The sequence below is a fragment of the Ensifer sp. NM-2 genome (genome assembly GCF_003024455.1).
Lineage (GTDB): Bacteria > Pseudomonadota > Alphaproteobacteria > Rhizobiales > Rhizobiaceae > Ensifer > Ensifer canadensis.
This window is the reverse complement of record NZ_PVZR01000016.1, coordinates 60,002-76,023: the sequence shown is the minus strand read 5'-3', so window position 1 is coordinate 76,023 and position 16,022 is coordinate 60,002. Positions and strand designations below refer to the sequence as shown.

At 57.6% G+C, this 16,022-nt stretch carries 20 protein-coding genes; 13 read left to right on the top strand and 7 right to left on the bottom strand.

The features are described 5' to 3' along the window. Positions 1-664 precede the first annotated feature (664 nt). A complete protein-coding gene (locus C6558_RS26605) occupies positions 665-2,002 on the top strand; it encodes a type II toxin-antitoxin system HipA family toxin (RefSeq protein ID WP_107027942.1) in 1,338 nt (445 codons plus the stop codon). Between the two features lie 4 nt (positions 2,003-2,006). Continuing rightward, on the top strand, positions 2,007-2,312 hold the full coding sequence (locus C6558_RS26600; protein ID WP_025428883.1) for a helix-turn-helix domain-containing protein: 306 nt from the start codon (positions 2,007-2,009) through the stop codon (positions 2,310-2,312). A gap of 33 nt (positions 2,313-2,345) precedes the next feature. Here the strand turns inward: C6558_RS26600 and C6558_RS26595 are convergent, their stop codons facing one another. From C6558_RS26595 to C6558_RS26575, 5 genes are all read right to left on the bottom strand, one after another. After that, the gene (locus tag C6558_RS26595) at positions 2,346-3,041 is read right to left on the bottom strand and encodes a response regulator transcription factor (RefSeq protein WP_107027941.1); all 696 of its coding nucleotides are present in this window, start codon (positions 3,039-3,041) and stop codon (positions 2,346-2,348) included. Positions 3,042-3,076: 35 nt separating this feature from the next. After that, positions 3,077-3,853 (bottom strand): 3-oxoacyl-ACP reductase FabG, encoded by a 777-nt coding sequence (gene fabG / locus C6558_RS26590; RefSeq protein WP_057206305.1) that lies wholly within the window; start codon positions 3,851-3,853, stop codon positions 3,077-3,079. After that, positions 3,850-5,559, bottom strand: a complete 1,710-nt coding sequence (locus C6558_RS26585; RefSeq protein WP_107027940.1) for an acetolactate synthase catalytic subunit — start codon at positions 5,557-5,559, stop codon at positions 3,850-3,852. The genes fabG and C6558_RS26585 overlap by 4 nt, the downstream gene beginning before the upstream one ends. Then, a complete protein-coding gene (locus C6558_RS26580) occupies positions 5,556-6,914 on the bottom strand; it encodes an aspartate aminotransferase family protein (protein WP_084815217.1) in 1,359 nt (452 codons plus the stop codon). The genes C6558_RS26585 and C6558_RS26580 overlap by 4 nt, the downstream gene beginning before the upstream one ends. Positions 6,915-7,016: 102 nt before the next feature. Next, positions 7,017-7,715, bottom strand: coding sequence for a GntR family transcriptional regulator (locus C6558_RS26575; protein WP_107027939.1), 699 nt, complete (start codon positions 7,713-7,715; stop codon positions 7,017-7,019). 284 nt (positions 7,716-7,999) lie between these two features. On the opposite strand from C6558_RS26575, the gene C6558_RS26570 reads away from it, so the two are divergent. The 4 genes from C6558_RS26570 to C6558_RS26555 all read left to right on the top strand — a co-directional run bounded on the left by C6558_RS26570 (position 8,000) and on the right by C6558_RS26555 (position 11,985). Further along, positions 8,000-9,115, top strand: coding sequence for an ABC transporter ATP-binding protein (locus C6558_RS26570; RefSeq protein WP_107027938.1), 1,116 nt, complete (start codon positions 8,000-8,002; stop codon positions 9,113-9,115). Positions 9,116-9,141: 26 nt separating this feature from the next. Beyond that, positions 9,142-10,011, top strand: coding sequence for an ABC transporter permease (locus C6558_RS26565; RefSeq protein WP_225906398.1), 870 nt, complete (start codon positions 9,142-9,144; stop codon positions 10,009-10,011). Positions 10,012-10,096: 85 nt separating this feature from the next. Beyond that, positions 10,097-10,864, top strand: a complete 768-nt coding sequence (locus C6558_RS26560) for an ABC transporter permease (protein ID WP_057206433.1) — start codon at positions 10,097-10,099, stop codon at positions 10,862-10,864. Between the two features lie 50 nt (positions 10,865-10,914). Continuing rightward, on the top strand, positions 10,915-11,985 hold the full coding sequence (locus tag C6558_RS26555; RefSeq protein WP_107027936.1) for an ABC transporter substrate-binding protein: 1,071 nt from the start codon (positions 10,915-10,917) through the stop codon (positions 11,983-11,985). A gap of 107 nt (positions 11,986-12,092) precedes the next feature. Here C6558_RS26555 and C6558_RS26550 read toward each other — a convergent pair whose 3' ends face one another. Then, on the bottom strand, positions 12,093-12,320 hold the full coding sequence (locus tag C6558_RS26550) for a hypothetical protein (RefSeq protein WP_057224222.1): 228 nt from the start codon (positions 12,318-12,320) through the stop codon (positions 12,093-12,095). 243 nt (positions 12,321-12,563) lie between these two features. Here C6558_RS26550 and C6558_RS40380 point away from each other — a divergent pair, with 243 nt between their 5' ends. The 4 genes from C6558_RS40380 (at position 12,564) to C6558_RS26535 (ending at position 14,149) form a co-directional block, all read left to right on the top strand. Then, a complete protein-coding gene (locus tag C6558_RS40380) occupies positions 12,564-12,716 on the top strand; it encodes a hypothetical protein (RefSeq protein ID WP_164474987.1) in 153 nt (50 codons plus the stop codon). Between the two features lie 99 nt (positions 12,717-12,815). Further along, complete coding sequence (locus C6558_RS26545) at positions 12,816-13,064, top strand: hypothetical protein (protein ID WP_057206290.1); 249 nt, start codon at positions 12,816-12,818, stop codon at positions 13,062-13,064. 5 nt (positions 13,065-13,069) lie between these two features. Beyond that, complete coding sequence (locus C6558_RS26540; RefSeq protein WP_063963246.1) at positions 13,070-13,393, top strand: hypothetical protein; 324 nt, start codon at positions 13,070-13,072, stop codon at positions 13,391-13,393. Positions 13,394-13,405: 12 nt separating this feature from the next. Further along, positions 13,406-14,149 (top strand): SOS response-associated peptidase, encoded by a 744-nt coding sequence (locus C6558_RS26535; RefSeq protein ID WP_057206431.1) that lies wholly within the window; start codon positions 13,406-13,408, stop codon positions 14,147-14,149. A gap of 153 nt (positions 14,150-14,302) precedes the next feature. Here the strand turns inward: C6558_RS26535 and C6558_RS41720 are convergent, their stop codons facing one another. Beyond that, positions 14,303-14,743, bottom strand: a complete 441-nt coding sequence (locus C6558_RS41720; protein ID WP_371412302.1) for a glycoside hydrolase family protein — start codon at positions 14,741-14,743, stop codon at positions 14,303-14,305. Between the two features lie 119 nt (positions 14,744-14,862). On the opposite strand from C6558_RS41720, the gene C6558_RS39735 reads away from it, so the two are divergent. Genes C6558_RS39735 through C6558_RS26525 form a run of 3 tightly spaced genes read left to right on the top strand, consistent with a single transcriptional unit; the run spans position 14,863 to position 15,883 of the window. Further along, positions 14,863-15,123, top strand: coding sequence for a hypothetical protein (locus C6558_RS39735; RefSeq protein WP_146160916.1), 261 nt, complete (start codon positions 14,863-14,865; stop codon positions 15,121-15,123). Between the two features lie 3 nt (positions 15,124-15,126). Further along, the gene (locus C6558_RS40035) at positions 15,127-15,441 is read left to right on the top strand and encodes a hypothetical protein (protein WP_057206286.1); all 315 of its coding nucleotides are present in this window, start codon (positions 15,127-15,129) and stop codon (positions 15,439-15,441) included. Then, positions 15,419-15,883: a hypothetical protein gene (locus tag C6558_RS26525; RefSeq protein WP_245449221.1), complete on the top strand. Its 465-nt coding sequence runs from the start codon at positions 15,419-15,421 to the stop codon at positions 15,881-15,883. The genes C6558_RS40035 and C6558_RS26525 overlap by 23 nt, the downstream gene beginning before the upstream one ends. Positions 15,884-16,022 lie beyond the last annotated feature (139 nt).

Genomic DNA, 16,022 nt, shown 5'->3' with positions numbered 1-16,022 from the left:
GCCTGCCCTGATGAACAGAGCGCCTACGAGGCCGATCACGACAACACACTGCAGAATGTACATCGGCCATTCTTCTGACATCGCGGCATCCTCCTACAAGGAGGATTTATGCCGATTGCAACAGACTTAAAGGGTTGGTTCGACGGTGACGATGAGAAGAGGATCGGGCGTCGGTCGACCGGTCCTAGGATTCTCACTTCGTCGGCTTTTTTTCGAGCAAGGCGAGCGATATGTGTGCCGCCCAACGACGCGCGGGGTCGGTGCTTTGACATGCCGCTGTGCTGAGCGCGCTACCCGCTAGAAATTAAAGTAGATTGTGAGGCCCGATCGACGCTGGGAGCGGTAGCCGTCGTAGTACCCTTAATGGCCCAGGTAGCACCTGCCGTAGTAACCGCAGGAACGCCAAGCGTGCCGCCTATCCCAGCCGCGATCCCACCGACGATCCGCGCGCCATTGAAGATGACGCCAGTTGGTTGACCTAGGGGTGCACTGGGTCGCCACGCAAGCTGCGCATCCTGGATAATCGCGTAGCGACGCTCGACGGAGTCGAATTCTGTGATCAGTCCTTCTCCGCAGTAAAATCTCGACCAAAACAACAGACCCTTTTGATGGGTTGGAAAAAGCCGAAAGCTCTATTAATATATCCCTTAAAGGGGATTATTAAATGCGTTTGACTGTCGAAGCATTCTGGAGAAGCGACTGGCGCGAATGCGGCACAATTGAGATCCTCGACGCCCAGCTTGGTTATCGGGGGCCGTCGATCGTTGAGTATGACATCGACTATTTCGCCAATTTCGCCGCCGCAGATTATAGTGCCAACGGTGAGGTAGGCGACGCCAGAGCCATGTCTGTCAGGTTCCCTGTAGACCTTGAGAGTCGATATCTGGCGACTTGGCCTCCTTTCCTACTAGACCTCATGCCACAGGGGCACGCGCGACGTAAGCTCGCGGAGCACCTTGGGCTGCATGTGGATGACCGTGAATCCGACCTCCCACTCCTTCTGAGAGCAGCGGGCAGCCCGGTGGGAAACGTCCGCATCAAGCAGGCAGCGGAGGCTGAACGGGAACGACTTAAGAACGTGGCGCGCGCTGGGGTCACTGAAGACGACATCTTCAATCGCAGCGAAAAATTCATCGAAGTCGTCGACCGGTTCGGCATGATCGCCTCAGGATCGAGCGGCCTGCAAGGCGAATGGCCGAAGGTCGCTCTAACACAAGCGTTCGATGGTCTCTATTATCCAGACGCGTTTGTGAAGGACAACGAAGCCATCCGACACGTAATCGTAAAACTACTCAGGAGCAGCAACGAACGCGATCGGCTGATCCTGGAGGCGGAATCCGGCTATTCGCGCGTTGCCAAAGAGCTCGGCCTGCGGGTTCATGAAGTCTCGGCCTATGAGCAAGGGGTGTTGATGATCCCACGCTTTGATCGGGAAATCCAAGGAGGGCTGCTATGTCGCTTCGGCCAGGAAAGCATGGTTTCTAGCATTGGCGTCGCGCAGTTCGGACACAACGCAGACCACGAAGACTATGTGAATGTCTTGAAGCGCCATTCGGACCAACCATTCATCGATATCGTGGAATACGCGAAACGCGATCTCACCAATAGAGCGATGGGTAATCCTGACAACCATGGACGGAACACCGCTCTGCGCAAGACTCCTGGTGGAGGCATCACACTTGCGCCGCTGTTCGATTTCGCGCCGATGCGTCTTGCGATCGAAGGCATCGCCAGATCGACGAGATGGGGAGTGATGCGCGACACACACCGCGACAGCGATCCTGATTGGTGGCAGGTCTGCCGTGCAGTTTTCATGGAGGACGAGAGAGCAGCGGCCGCGCTTCTTGAGGAGATGGCGACGTTTGCAGAGCGGCTTGCCAACGCACCGAAAATATCGCTGGCAATGGGAGTGCCCGCGGAAGTCGTGGATTTCGCAATGTCAGGGTGCGCCGAGCTTGTTGGAAAGGTGCTGGACGCAGCCGCTTCAGCGCCGGGGGTGTGAGAATATGCCTCGATGGAAGAAACCCACCAAGGAAGAAACGAGGGAATTGAGACGGCGCCTGGCTGAAAGAGCGGCGGCTGGGGATCTGCGACTTCCCCAGGCTGTTTCTGAGATCCGAAGGGCACTTGGTTTGAACCAAAAACAATTTTCGGAACTGACTGGCATCACGCGCAGACAAGTCGCTGAGATTGAAACCGGGAAAGCAAATCCGACTGTCGACACGGTTGCCAAGATCGGGCGGCTCTTTGGATTCACGTTGGGGTTCGTCCCGAAATCACGCCTGGATTCGCCGGCCGAAGATCACAAATAGGAAGAGTTCTGCAAAGCCATTAAATCCGCTCAGTCAATGCGATGGCAGGTAAAGCGCGTACCCGACAGAGCGAACGGTTCGAATGACATCAGCCCCCGCCCGCTTCATTGCTCGTCTTATATGTCCAATGTGAATATCAACGGTTCGCGGTTCGACCTCTGCATCGGGTGGCCAAGCAGCGGCAATTAGGTCATCGCGGGTATGGACAACGTCGGGAGCCCGCATCAGGCACAGCAACAGACGAAACTGGAGCGCCGACAGAAGGACCGGGTGGCCGTCGCGCTCGACGCGAAGCCGACTGAGGTTCATTTCGATGTCGGCGTAACGCAGTATCTTTGGTGTTTGCGTGCTGGATTGCGCCGCCACATCGGCGCGCAAACCGCGCAGAAATGCAAGCAGCCGCTCCGGATTGAACGGACGGTGTATGATGCAGTCCCCGGTTGACGCGGCCAGGTGATGACCGTCGCCGCCGTTCGCCGTATTTACGAGAGACACAACCTTTGCCTCAGGCTTTGTGTTGGCCCTGATGCGGGCGCAGACGGCAGATGCATTCATGTCGAGATCAGAGCCGTCGACAATGACCGCCAGCGGTGGGGCAAGATGAACACGGCTCAGCAGCTCGGTCAAACGGTTGGTGTTTTCAGCCGAGAAACCTTCAAGCGTGAGGATGTGTTTAAGAAGCAGGTAAAGCTCCGCGTCTTCGGTATGGATAACTATTCGCCCGTTCATCTATCCTCCTTTGCGGAAAACGCTCAACTTCAGCCTCACGCTGGCGCGTACTCGCCGCCATTGACATCCAAGATTGCCCCGTTGACGAAGGCGGCTTCATCGCCGGCGAGAAAGCCTATGGCAGCGGCAACTTCGTTCGGGACGCCCATTCGGCCAGCGGGAATGCGCGCAATAGCCGCCTGATTGGTTGGGGCGCTGATAGCACCGGCCATGGCGGTCGCAATTCTGCCCGGAGCAACGACGTTGGCTGTGACGCCGTGGGCGCCATAAGGCCAGACAAGCGAACGCGCGAGACCAGCCATTGCTGCCTTAGAGGTTACGTAAGCGCTACCGGCGATGCGGGGAAGCGTTCGCCCGGCGATCGAACCAACGAACACAATGCGTCCGAATCCATGCCGGACCATGCCTGGCAACACCGCCTGGCAGCACAACATTGCACCGGTTAGATTGACCGAAAGAACTGAGTTCCACTCTTTAAGGTCGACCTCATCGAAGGGGGACGGACCGTCGACACCCTTCGGCGAGACCCCGGCATTGCAAACGAGAACACCAGCACTTCCCCAGCTTTGCTCGAGCTCACGAAAGAATGCGGTGATCTGAGGTGGTTGCACGAGATCAACGGTGCGCGCGAACAGGCGCTCAGCACCAAATTCACGGGTAAGATCGTCCTTGGCGTTTCGCACATGCCCTTCGTTTTGACCGAAGATCGCAACCCGGTGGCCGCGTGCGAGAAGGTATTGGGCTGTTGCCAGCCCAATACCTGTCGTGCCGCCGGTCACCACGGCGATCCTTTCCGTTTGGCGATTTGTCATGCTGCCGCATCCATATTGGCAAAGAGAGAAAGAGGAGGATGTGCTTCCGGGTCTGTCATGACCTCAATCAACATTGGTCCCTCAGCAATGATGCTGCTTTTGAGCAGATCGGCCAGATCACAAGGATCTTCAACGCGGACCGCGGGGCAGCCGCAAGCCTTGGCGATCTGCACATGGTCGACGTCGGCGAAATGGCATGCCGTCGTGTATCTGCCGAATTTCACGGTCTCCGCATCCCTTTGGAAACCAAGGATGCCGTTGTTCAAAACGATGATGAGAACGGGAAGTTGCATGCGCACCATGGTTTCGAGCTCCGCCCAACTATGGGCGAAGCCGCCATCGCCAACGAGAGCAACGACAGGGCTTTGTGGACGGGCAGCCTTAGCCCCAATCGCGAGCGGCACACCCCAACCAAGTCCTGCGAGACCGCGAGGCGTGATAAACCGCATGACGCCTGGTGCACGCAACTGCCCGACAACCCACATCGAGGAATAGGAGGCATCGGCGACGACCATCATGTCAGCGGTCAGTAGGGACTGAAGCTCGGCCATCACTCTTTCCGGACGGATGGGCCCGGAAGTCGCGGTTGCAACGTCTAAACGATCACTTTCGAACGCGGTCCAGAAGCCTTTGATGCGCTCCTCCAATCGCGCACGATCATTATTGCGACGCGTAAGGTCGACGCGACCAAGTGCTTCCCGAAGGGCCGAAAGTGTTTCCGCGGCGTCGCCAACGAGGCGGATTGCCTCATAATTCCGTCCGATCTCTGCCGGATCGACATCGATATGTACGATTGTCGCAGAGGTTGGAATTTGGCGCCAGTTGTCCGTTCCATTTTGATTGGTTCGCGTACCGACCAGAAGGACAAGATCAGCTTCTTCAATCAAAGGCAGCGAGTGACGTCCGAGCGAGCGTGGGCCGGTCAATGATCCAAGGACACCGGCAGACAATGGATGAAACTCATCGACCACCCCCTTGCCCATATTGGTGGTTATCACCGGCAGGCTTGCTTCATGCTGCAAAGCTGTCAGCTCTTCTGCGGCGCCTGAGCCATGCACGCCGCCACCTGCAACGATGATAGGCGCCTTCGCCGATGCAATTCGCCGTGCCACCTCATCGAGGGCTTCTTCAGAGGGACGCGTGCGATCAAGTGGCCATCGGCCGAGGCATTTTGATCTCGGAAGGGTGGCCGGCTGAGCCGGCGCGCGCAACAGATCGGCAGGTAGGAGCAAGACTGCTGGCCCCGGGCGGCCGGATGCAGCTGCGGTAAAGGCGGCGTCGATATAGTCGTCAATCCGGTCTGGGACTTGAACGCGCCGGACCCATTTGGCGCAGGATTGAAAGAGCGCGATCTGGTCGAAATCCTGGAATGCGTTTCTGTCTGTTTGGTCGCGTTCGACATCCTGAACGAGCGCAACGATCGGAACACTCGCCTTTAAGGCTTCCGCAAGAGGCGGGACAAGAAGTGTCGCGGCAGGACCGTTCTGGGCGGCAACCACAGCGACTTTGCCTGATATGCGGGCATATCCGTCGGCCATCGCCCCGCCCATGTTTTCTTGCCTATAGGCGATCTGTTTGATGCCAGCCGCCTCCGCTGCGAGAATAACTGCCGAGGGAAGGCTCTGGGCGAAGATGACTTCCACCTGGTGGCGGCAAAGGATGTGGGCAATGCGCTCGGCGACAGTTTCAGTTGCGGCATTGGTCATGATTGCGCCCTCTCGTTGGCGGCGTGAACACTCAGGAAATCATCGAAGGCAGCGAGGATGAGGTCGATGTCGCTGTTGGTCATTGGTGTCGAAAGGCTGGCTGCGGCGCCATGGGGAAGGAGGATGCCGCGTTGAAGGAAATGCCGTGCAAGTCCCCTCATCACGAGGCCTTCCGCATCGCTCAGCAAAGCTTCTCGAAACTCGGTTGGTGCATTGGTTTTGGGGTGTATTCGAAACAGCGAAGCTGCGCCGGTGACAGAGAATGGCGCGTCAACGCGGCTGATGCTGCTTCGAAGGCCGTCACGCAGCCGTTCTCCAAGCGCCTCCAGGTGATTGAAGCTATCATGTGTCATTGCTTCCATGGCGACGCGACCGGCGACCATGGAGACGGGATTGGCGGAAAATGTGCCGCCCTGCAGCAGCAGAGGCTTGTTCACCTGTGTACCGAAAACCCGCATGATCTCTTCACGTCCACCGATCGCGCCGATCGGGAACCCACCACCGATGATTTTGCCGGCCGTGACGAGATCGGGGGTGAGCCCGTAGCGCGGCGAGGCTCCTGCGTAGCCCTGCCTGAGATTGAGAACCTCATCGGCGATGATGAGAATGCCATGCTTGCGTGCAGCCGAACTCAGTGCCTCGATGAAGGTGGCATTGGGATGAAGAAGACCGGCGCGGCTGGGCATCGGATCGATCAACAGGCAGGCGACACGGTCACGCAAGGCGTGTAGGCGTTGCTCAAGTCCGTCCACGTCGTTGAAGCGAATGAGATGGACGTCATCGGCGACACTTACAGGAGTGCCATGGTAGGCAGGTATTGCCCGTGGGATTGCTGCCCGATCGTCTGGGTTTGAGGCCACCGCCTGCCCGGCCTCGGCCCAATCATAAGCGCCGTGATAGGCCCCTTCGACCCTGACAATTCCAGGTCGGCCCGTGAATGCGCGGGCGGCTTTGATTGCGAACATCACCGCTTCGGTGCCGCTGTTGACGAAGCGCACTTGTTCGATGGCCGGGATACGATCAACAAGCAACTCGGCAAGCCCGATCTCGTGTTGCGTCGGGTTGGCAAAGCACGTTCCCGTCCGCATAAGATCGCTTGCAGCCTGACGGACCGGCTCGAAGCCGTGTCCATGAATAAGGGTCGTAAAGTTATTGTTGAGGTCGAGGAGACGATTGCCATCGACGTCAACCAGATAGGCGCCCTCCCCGTACGCGACGTAAAACGGGATAGGATCTTTCTCCACCGTGGCGCGGGTCACACCACCGGGGAAAACCGGCACTGCGCGACGGAATAGACGTGTCGATTTAGTCCGTGCAGGCGAGGCCTGCGCGGCATGAATTCCTTGAACTGACATGGCTTGGGCTTTCTGAGCAACAAATTCGGCTCGTCGTTTGTACGAGCTTTACACTTTTGTTGCAACAAAAAACCCAACAGTCAAGTCCATGCAACAAATTCTCTATTGCGCCGAGCCAATCGCCCTTTCGCGACAGGCTCGCCTCAGACGCCGATAGCCGTCGCGAATATCATTCTCCATTGCAGCCCGGACGGCTGCACCATCGCGCTCCTCGAGCGCCTCCATCGCAACCTCATGGTTGTGAACGCCAAACCGCTCCTTTGCAAATTCTGGGTAGAGATCGTGCAGGGAGGGGCCGATCCGCAACCAAAGGGTTTCGATCATCGAAACAAGGTGCGGCAATTTTGCCAGCCGGAAGATCGCGAAATGGAACTCCTTGTTGTGCCACAGGGCATCTGCGTACTGCCCAGCGTCAAGTGCTGAATTAATTTGTTTTTGCAGAGACCTAAGGGCCTGCACGTCCTGCGGGACAACATGTTCGGCGGCCTGCTGCGCAGCCAACCCCTCGAGCGCCAACCGAATAAGCGTGATCTCCTGCAGGGCTTTTGCATCAAGGACAGGCACGACGACCGTCTTTGGGCCGGCATAGACGAGCGCCGCTTCGCTTGCGAGCCGATTGATGGCGTCACGCGCAGGAGTAGTACTGACATCTAAGTCCTGGGCAACCGCCCTCACCGTCAACTTATGCCCCGGACGGTAGACGCCACGGATAATCCGCTCCTTCATCTGGCGATACGCCGCATCGCCAAGGTTCTCCGCCGCACGATCAATATCGGCCAACTCGCTCACATGGACCGCCATTCAAACCTCTCACTCAGTTGACAATGCAAATTTTTGATGCAACAAAAATGAAATATGAAAGTTCTGCAAAGCTTTTGTCGCATCAACGAGTCCTAGCAGCTTTCTTGATTATCGTCACGGGTGCCGCCTGCCAGGTTGGCGCGGATTTTTTCATCGCCGTTGATTTGCCCTGGCTGCGCCTGCGGGTCGCCCGATGGGGATTGTTGGTACGGGGCCGTCAAACGGGCCCTTCAGAGGTTAGACGCCACAGAGCGTCACCGGAACAGTTGAAAGGAAAGTCAGAATTGATTGGTCAATATTTATCGCTTGTTGGGCTCGAAAAGCATTTTGGCAGTGTTAGGGCCGTCACGAGCCTGTCGCTTGAAATCAGTGCCGGTGAGTTTGTTTCGCTTGTCGGTCCTTCCGGTTCCGGCAAGACAACCGCGCTCAACATGATCGCGGGATTTGAGGGACCGAGCGCCGGCAAGATCGTCATTGGAGGACGAGATGTAACGCATGTTGCTCCCAACCGGCGTGGCATCGGCATGGTGTTTCAAAAGTACGCTCTTTTTCCGCATCTGACGGTGCATCAAAACATCGCATTTCCGTTGCGGATGCGGGGCCGATCGAACAAGACGCGGATTGCCACACGGGTCGAGGAGATGCTCGAACTCGTGCAGCTCTCAAGTTATGGGGAGCGCTACCCCCAACAATTGTCCGGCGGCCAACAGCAGCGCGTTGCATTAGCCCGAGCGCTGGCATTCGAGCCGCCTGTTCTGTTGATGGATGAACCATTGGGTGCGCTGGACAAGAAGCTGCGAGAGGCGATGCAGTTCGAAATCAAGCGCCTGCAAGAGCGGCTGGGCGCTACGGTTGTCTATGTGACGCATGATCAGGACGAGGCCCTGACCATGTCAGACCGCGTTGCGGTTATGGCCGGCGGCGAGTTGATGCAATTCGGTCCTCCCACAGAACTCTATCGGCATCCGAATTCCGCATTTGTTGCCGATTTTATCGGTCGCATGAACTTCATCGAAGGCAGTTGCCTCGAGAACGCAGGTGGCACGGCCGTGGTGCGTCTTTCCGACGACACTGTTCTTTCCATTCGTTCACAAGGTCCGCGAAATGTCGGCCCATCGGCCGGGCAAACAGTAAAGCTTGCGATACGCCCGGAGCGGCTTCGGGTTGCCAGGTGTGGTGAAGGTGGTGCGGGCTGCCTTGCGGCTGTCGTGGAGACCTGTGTCTTTGTGGGCTCTGTCCATATTGTCATGGTACGGCTGGAAAGCCGCCCGGACGTTGTGTTGCAGATACAGCTGCCGGCCGATGGAGGATTGCCATTTCACGAGCGAGATCAGGTTGACCTTCTGCTCGATGATGGAGCCATTCACTTGTTTCCAGAAACGGAAAGGCATGCGGCATGAGCGGCCTTTCCGAAGTTTCGCAGGCCATGGCCGCACGCCAGCCACGATCGACTGAGGCATCCGCACGGTTTTATTCGCGTAGCGTTTCGGTCTGCTTGGTGACGCCACTTGTCGCCGCACTGGTCCTCGGGTTCGTCTATCCCGTCACCCGGCTGGTTGCGCTGAGTTTTGAGGGCGGAAGCCTTGATCACTATCGGCGGCTTGTTGCCGAGCCGCTCTATCTCGGCGTGTTGGCGAGCACGGTGAAGGTTGCATTCGTTGTGACGATTGCAAGCCTGCTTCTCGGCTTTCCCGTCGCCTATCTGATGGCGCGGTTGCGACATGGCGTTGCCATGGTGGTTGCGGCCTGCGTCTTCATACCCTTGTGGACATCGGTTCTGGTCAGGTCCTACGCGTGGGTGGTTCTTCTCCAGCGCAATGGCATCGTGAATACACTTTTGGCGGATGTCGGTATCACCGACGGACCGCTGAAGCTGATCTACACGCAGGGCGCGGTCATTGTGGCAATGACGCATGTGTTGATGCCGTTCATGATCCTGCCAATCTATTCGACATTGCGGACCTTGCCGCCCGACTATGTCAGGGCAGCGCGCAATCTTGGTGCTGGAGCGTTTCGCGCATTCATCAGTGTCACCTTGCCGCTTAGCCTGCCGGGTGTCTTTGCGGGCAGCGTCCTGTGCTTTGTCCTTGCCCTGGGCTTTTACATCACGCCGGCGTTGGTCGGCGGCCCGGGATCTATGCTGATGGCAACGTTGATCGGACAGCAGACGACTGTTCTGCTCGACTGGCCGTTCGCCGCAGCGCTTTCGTCGGTGCTTTTAACCGTGACGCTCATCTTCGTCTTCCTGTTTCGAAAGACGCTCTCGCTCAGCAAGGGATTGCACAGTGTCCATTGATCTCGCACGTTCGCCAAATCGTCTGTCCCTGGTTCGCGACCATTACGCCGCGTCAGCCTTCCACGTCTTTGCCAAGACCGTCGGCATGATCACTCTGGCTGTCGTGATCGGTTGCGTCCTTTTCTTCTTGCTGCTGCCAACGCTCATCGTCATCCCCATGTCACTCAGCGAAAAGGACTATATTGAGTTTCCTCCGAGCGGGTTGAGCCTCAAATGGTACCGTGCCTATTTCAGTGACCCGGACTGGATGGCGGCAACCTGGTTCAGCCTCAAGATCGCGCTTGCTACGACTGCGACGGCCACGATTACTGGCACGATGGCCGCGCTGGCGATCGTGAGAGGGCGCCTCCCCTTCAGATCGGCGCTTCAGGCTCTTGCGCTTGGGCCGATGATCGTGCCGCACATTGTCCTTGGGGTCGCACTATATCTGGTGTTCTCGCCGCTGCAGCTTACGGGCAACTTCTTCGGCTTTCTCATCGCCCATACCGTGCTTGCCACACCTTACGTGATGATCACGGTGACGGCGGCGCTGCAACGTTTCGACCCCGCGCTGGAACTGGCAGCATTGAACTGCGGGGCCAACAGGCTTCAGGCCTTCGTCCTTGTGGTCTTGCCCAATATTGCACCGGGTGTGGCGGCAGGGGCTGTGTTCGCTTTTCTGGCTTCGTTCGATGAAGCGACGGTCGCGTTCTTCATCTCGGATATTGGCGGCAAGTCGATCGGACGAAAGATGTTCGAAGATATCGACTTCAACCTCACGCCGGTCATCGCCGCGGTCTCGACAGTGCTGGTGGCCATTTCCCTCATGTTGATGGGCGCCATTCATTTGGCCAATGCCCAAAAGCGAAACTGATCACAGCGACGCTTTCCATTTCCCTGCTAATCCTACAAAGGAAAACAGCCATGATTTCGATTCCGCTGCGTTGGACTAGAATACACCGGATAGTGCTTGCCTGCGTCTTGCCTCTGCTAACCTGGTCCTCCGTATCGCTTGCAGCAGAGCAGGTGGTCATTGCTTCGACGGGCGGTGCCTACGACCGCGCGCTGAAGGAGGCCTGGTTCGATCCCTTCACGAAGTCGACCGGGATAAGGGTCGTAACTGTCGTTGCGACAAACGCGGAAATGCGCGCCAAGGTCGCGGCAATGGTGAAAACTGGAAATGTCACCTGGGATCTCTATCTCGATGGTGAAATCCAGGCGGCATCCAAGGCACACAAGGCGGTCACCGAAGACCTGACGGATTTCTGCAAACAGTTCGCCGGACGGAGGGATCTCGGTGCCAACGCCTGTGCGGCCGGCGGTGCGCTTTTGCAATCGACAGCCACATTGCTCGCCTATCGAACTGGCGAAGGAAATCCGACGCCGCAGACCTGGGCCGATATGTGGGACAGCAAGACGTTTCCGGGTGAGCGTGCTTTTCCGAACTTCGATGATCCATGGCGTGTGATGGCAGCGGCATTGCTTGCCGATGGTGTCAGCCGTGAGGAGCTGTTTCCGCTTGACGTCGAGCGCGCGTTAAGAAAACTCGACGAGATCCGGCCCGCAGTTTCGGTGTGGTGGAAGACCGGCGACCAGAGTGTGCAAGGGTTTCGCAATGGCGACTATTCAGTTGGACAGATATGGCTGACGCGCGCAAAGGCGATGCAGAACGAAGGGTTGCCGATCGCCTGGTCCTACAAGGCATCGTTTTTGGTTGGAGACCGAATTGCGCTTGTCAGGGGTGCTGGCAACCGTGAGAACGCGCTGAAGCTGATGGCTTTTTGGCTGAATTCGCCGGAGGCGCAGGCAAAGGCGTGCCAATTGCTGTCGTGTACGCCGCCAAGCACCGAGGCGATCGCCTTGATGTCGGAAGACGTGCGCAAGACGATGCCGCATGCAGACGAGGTCCGGGATTATATGGTTGTCCCCGATTCAGAGTGGATCAACGCCAATGCGGCGCAACTGCTGCAACGCTGGAACGAGTGGCTTCGCTAGCAGCGCAAAGCCGCAGACATGAAACAGACAGCTCGGGTCTCTCAAGCAGATCTGAGCCGTCCGTTCGGCGTGTCGTTGATCTCTGAACGCTTGGTGACACCTCAGGGCTAAGGCCGTGCTTTTCGCCATCCAGCGGCCCGCGCTTCGGCCTCACTGCAGAACCACCGTTCTCCGTAATGCGAATTGATCACGGTCTCTGAATAAAGCGCCTGACCTGGCACGTGGTAGATCCGCTCGCCGGTATTGATGCTGACATTGCCTTTGATAGTGCAACCGGGATCGACCATCGAAAGCAGCTTCGAGGGGTCTGAAATCCACTCCTCGATCGACGTCACGCCTGCGATGCCTGCGGCGCCTACAAGGACAAGCAGGGCCGGCGCATCTCGTAGCAGTGATCTCCGTCGCTGTGGAACTCTGCCATGCTGATGGCGCATGTCTCCCCCGTGCCATCAAATTCCTAAAGTTAGAGTTGTATAATACATTAGCGATCGATCAAAAAGCAACCGCCCCAAGTAGGGACATTGACTCTTGCGGTCGCGAGAACATATTAGGAACATCACAGCGGGAAAGCAGGCAGCATGAGTGACGAAATCGGCGCCACAAAGAGAGTAGAAAGCGGCCTGGTCGAGCACCTTTGCGAGCATTCCGGCTGCACGAAGTGGCGCGCATTCGGCTATGTCCACGGCAGTGTAGCGCCCAATCGGTATTACTTCGAACACCGGATTGAATAGCCACCGGCCAAGAAGTTCTAATTTCACCGGCGATGCGGCCGCCAACCTAAAACCTACAAGACGAACGCTCCGGGAAGGCCCCCCGGACAAGGAGAAACCATGTCCGCCGCTCAGCAAACCACCCAGACCGACGATGTCGATCAGACGCCTGACGAACTCGCCGCGGCCCTCGCCTGGCACAATGGCGATGCCGAGGCCACCATCCGGACCCTATTGGCCGACTGCAGGCATTTGCGCGAACAGCTCGCACTGGCCGAAATTTCGATGAGCTTGGGCTTTACGCGCGGGTGGCGCCCGAGCCGCGATCCGGCCGCCGCAGTTATAGAAAGCGCAAGCGCTTCAGGCTGACGACCATGCCGGAACAGAATGGCTTAACCCGTCGGCAGCGCATGCATACCCTGACAAAGGCCGAGGAGACCGGCCAGATCGTCAGGATCGACTGCATGTATTGCCGCATCACGCATCGCTACCGCTGTCGCGATCTCCTGCAGCTTTGCGGTGATGTGCCGATTGACGAGATCGCTCCGCACTTTCGCTGCGAGAAATGCAATCACAAGGATTATTTACGGGCAGTTTTCGAGTTGCCACGGGGAGCCGACACTGGGAAGCTCCGCATCCGGAAGCTGGTCAGGATCAAGACGGTTCGCAAGCCAGTATGGAAAGACGACTTTTTCTGAGGGGCAATGACGATGTGCAATCTCTACAATTTGACCACGAACCAGCAGGCGATCCGCGATTTCGTATCGGTCACGCATGACTTGGTCGGCAACCTCGAGCCGTCCGTTGACATCTACCCCGATCGCTTCGCGCCGATCATTCGCAACAACCAGGATCGCCGCGAACTGGCGATGGTGCGCTGGGGTATGCCGTCCTCAAGCCAGGCGCTTTTCGAGGGCGCGAAGAAGCGCGCCGACAAGCTCCGCGCCAAAGGGAAAGAGGTCGACTTCGAGGAACTGGTGAAGATGGAGCCCGATGGCGGGACCACCAATGTTCGCAACACATCCAGTAAGCACTGGAAGCGTTGGCTGGGAGTGGAAAACCGCTGCGTCGTCCCCGTAACCCGCTTTGCCGAACCGGATCCAGCAAGCAAGGTCGAGGGCGGCCGCACACCAAACGCGTGGTTCGCAAGCACTGCCGACGACCCATTGATGTTCTTCGCCGGCATCTGGGTAAAGGATTGGACCAGCGTTCGCAAGATCAAGGAAGGGCTCGTCACGCTGGACCTGTACGCATTCCTGACGACGGAACCGAATGGTGTCGTTGCGCCAATCCATCAAAAGGCGATGCCGGTGCTTCTGACGACGAAGAACGAGGTCGCGACATGGCTTGCGGCTCCGTGGGAAGAAGCGCGCGCACTGCAGCGCGCCCTACCCGACGACAAGCTGAAGATCGTACAGGTGGCAGACATGCAAGCGCTTGCCAATGCAGGTTGACACCTTTCCTTGTCCACTATGAAGGTCTGGAAACCATAAACCCACCGCAGCCGACAGGAGGGACGGAGGCCAACAAGCAGCTGCCGCCACCAGCCAACTCGCATCGGGCGATGTAGGATCCTGCATGCAGCGGCGGACAGCACAACCTAGGACTTAAGTCCGATCCATGCAGACAAAGGTCCTAGTTGCATTGCCGAATCTAAATGGTCCTGCCATTGCTGGTTGAGCGCCAACCGCACCATTGGCGCTAATGATCCCAGAGCGACGCCCCAGCCCCAAGCAACGCAGCGCTCTGGGATCACCTGGCCCGGGGCACCCTACCCCGAAATCTCGCAGAAGATCCGCCGTGAGACCGTGATCGCCCTCCGCAAGTGCATTTCGCGCTCGATGAATGCCAACACCAAGATGTTCGAGCTTAGCGTCGGTTCGCTCCTCTAACTTGGCCAGATCGGCGCGCAGGATCTCTTCGGACTTTGCCTCGGTGATCACCATGTTCGGCGTCATCGCAGGCGCGCCGGGCGCGCTTGTATGGCCGTAGCCAGTGGTCCAGATCCCGCCTACGTCTCGAAGGCTTTCGTCTTCAGGCCTTCCCACTGCTTGACGAGCGCAAGGCCCGCCGCGTTGATGCGTCGTGTCATGGTGCTAACCTCTTTTATTTTCAGGGAAACATGCGATAGTTGATAGGCGGCAAGGCCAGGTCAGGAGAGACCGTTATGGACCTTGAAAGGATCGGCAGATCCCGATTGAAAATGCGGCTCCCAGTGCTGCGAGCGATGATCGAAGCGCAACGGAGCCCGGCCTTTCGTGCGTTATGTGAAGAATACGCACTCGCCGCCATGGCCCGAGATGACTTGATCGTTGCGCTCCGTCATGACCACGTCGATCTCGACGGTTTGAACGCCGTCCTCGCTGAAATCGAAAGAGATGTCGATCGACTGCTGCGAACATCTAACGTAAGGCAGATCTGGAAATAGCATATGGACCTTGAGAAAATCGGCCGCTCTCGATTGAAGATCAAATTACCAGAGCGCCGGCAGCAATTGTCGGAGGTCCGAAGCCCTGCTTTGCGAGAACTGTGCCGAGCATATGCGAAAGCGGCGATGTTCCGTGATCGACTACGCCGATCATCCGGCGCCGATAGCACGCTCCTGAACGAATATGAGGCAATCTGCGACGAGATCGAAAAGGATGTGGATCGGTTACTTCGCATTGTCACAACAAGAATGGCCGCACGTCAGCACAGCCGCGCCGGCGGACACGTTCTTGTCCATGGTGCTTTTCCTCTTTGTTAAATGGCATGGCCGATCATCACCGCAGCGGCATGAAACCGTTGGAGCGGGCAGATGGGCTATGATTGGGATAGCGCGCGCGCCGAATGAAGGTTTGCGCGATACGGTGCTGCTGTCGTTCGCAGCGTGCAATGCCGACCTTCTTTCGATTGACGAGTGGTCAGATCGAAACATTGAAGTAACGGTGACCGTGAATTCCCGCGCTCAAAAGCCGATCCGAATGCTCGATGCTGATTTCGGGTTTAAAGATGTCCTCGGCGGACACGTCGCCGCAGACACCTTCGATAGAGACGTAGAAATTGCGGGCGGTGGATCCGCGACAACGATCAGGAAGTGGCCGACGACTTTCGAACGGCTGTTAAAGTTGAAACACGATGAAGTCACCGCATACGCCTGTGTGCGGGGCGTCGTCTACGAAGACGGCACCAAAGAAGAGTTTAAGTAGGCGACTCGACTCTTCGACAAGTTGTGACATGATCCCCTAGGGAACTGGGGGAAAAATCTTGCATATCCACATTACGAAGCGGCTCGCTGCGGCCGCTGCGATGGCGCTCGCGTTGGCGAGTTGTACGACCACACAAGCA

Coding starts and splice junctions, on each gene's coding strand:
- C6558_RS26600 (WP_025428883.1), top strand. CDS start 2,007: ATGCCTCGATGGAAGAAACCCACCAAGGAAGAAACGAGGGAATTGAGA.
- C6558_RS26565 (WP_225906398.1), top strand. CDS start 9,142: ATGGCCGCACGCCAGCCACGATCGACTGAGGCATCCGCACGGTTTTAT.
- C6558_RS39735 (WP_146160916.1), top strand. CDS start 14,863: ATGGACCTTGAAAGGATCGGCAGATCCCGATTGAAAATGCGGCTCCCA.
- C6558_RS26605 (WP_107027942.1), top strand. CDS start 665: ATGCGTTTGACTGTCGAAGCATTCTGGAGAAGCGACTGGCGCGAATGC.
- C6558_RS26535 (WP_057206431.1), top strand. CDS start 13,406: ATGTGCAATCTCTACAATTTGACCACGAACCAGCAGGCGATCCGCGAT.
- C6558_RS26540 (WP_063963246.1), top strand. CDS start 13,070: ATGCCGGAACAGAATGGCTTAACCCGTCGGCAGCGCATGCATACCCTG.
- C6558_RS26575 (WP_107027939.1), bottom strand. CDS start 7,715: ATGGCGGTCCATGTGAGCGAGTTGGCCGATATTGATCGTGCGGCGGAG.
- C6558_RS26525 (WP_245449221.1), top strand. CDS start 15,419: ATGGTGCTTTTCCTCTTTGTTAAATGGCATGGCCGATCATCACCGCAG.
- C6558_RS26595 (WP_107027941.1), bottom strand. CDS start 3,041: ATGAACGGGCGAATAGTTATCCATACCGAAGACGCGGAGCTTTACCTG.
- C6558_RS26545 (WP_057206290.1), top strand. CDS start 12,816: ATGTCCGCCGCTCAGCAAACCACCCAGACCGACGATGTCGATCAGACG.
- fabG (WP_057206305.1), bottom strand. CDS start 3,853: ATGACAAATCGCCAAACGGAAAGGATCGCCGTGGTGACCGGCGGCACG.
- C6558_RS26585 (WP_107027940.1), bottom strand. CDS start 5,559: ATGACCAATGCCGCAACTGAAACTGTCGCCGAGCGCATTGCCCACATC.
- C6558_RS40035 (WP_057206286.1), top strand. CDS start 15,127: ATGGACCTTGAGAAAATCGGCCGCTCTCGATTGAAGATCAAATTACCA.
- C6558_RS26580 (WP_084815217.1), bottom strand. CDS start 6,914: ATGTCAGTTCAAGGAATTCATGCCGCGCAGGCCTCGCCTGCACGGACT.
- C6558_RS26560 (WP_057206433.1), top strand. CDS start 10,097: ATGATCACTCTGGCTGTCGTGATCGGTTGCGTCCTTTTCTTCTTGCTG.
- C6558_RS40380 (WP_164474987.1), top strand. CDS start 12,564: ATGAGTGACGAAATCGGCGCCACAAAGAGAGTAGAAAGCGGCCTGGTC.
- C6558_RS26555 (WP_107027936.1), top strand. CDS start 10,915: ATGATTTCGATTCCGCTGCGTTGGACTAGAATACACCGGATAGTGCTT.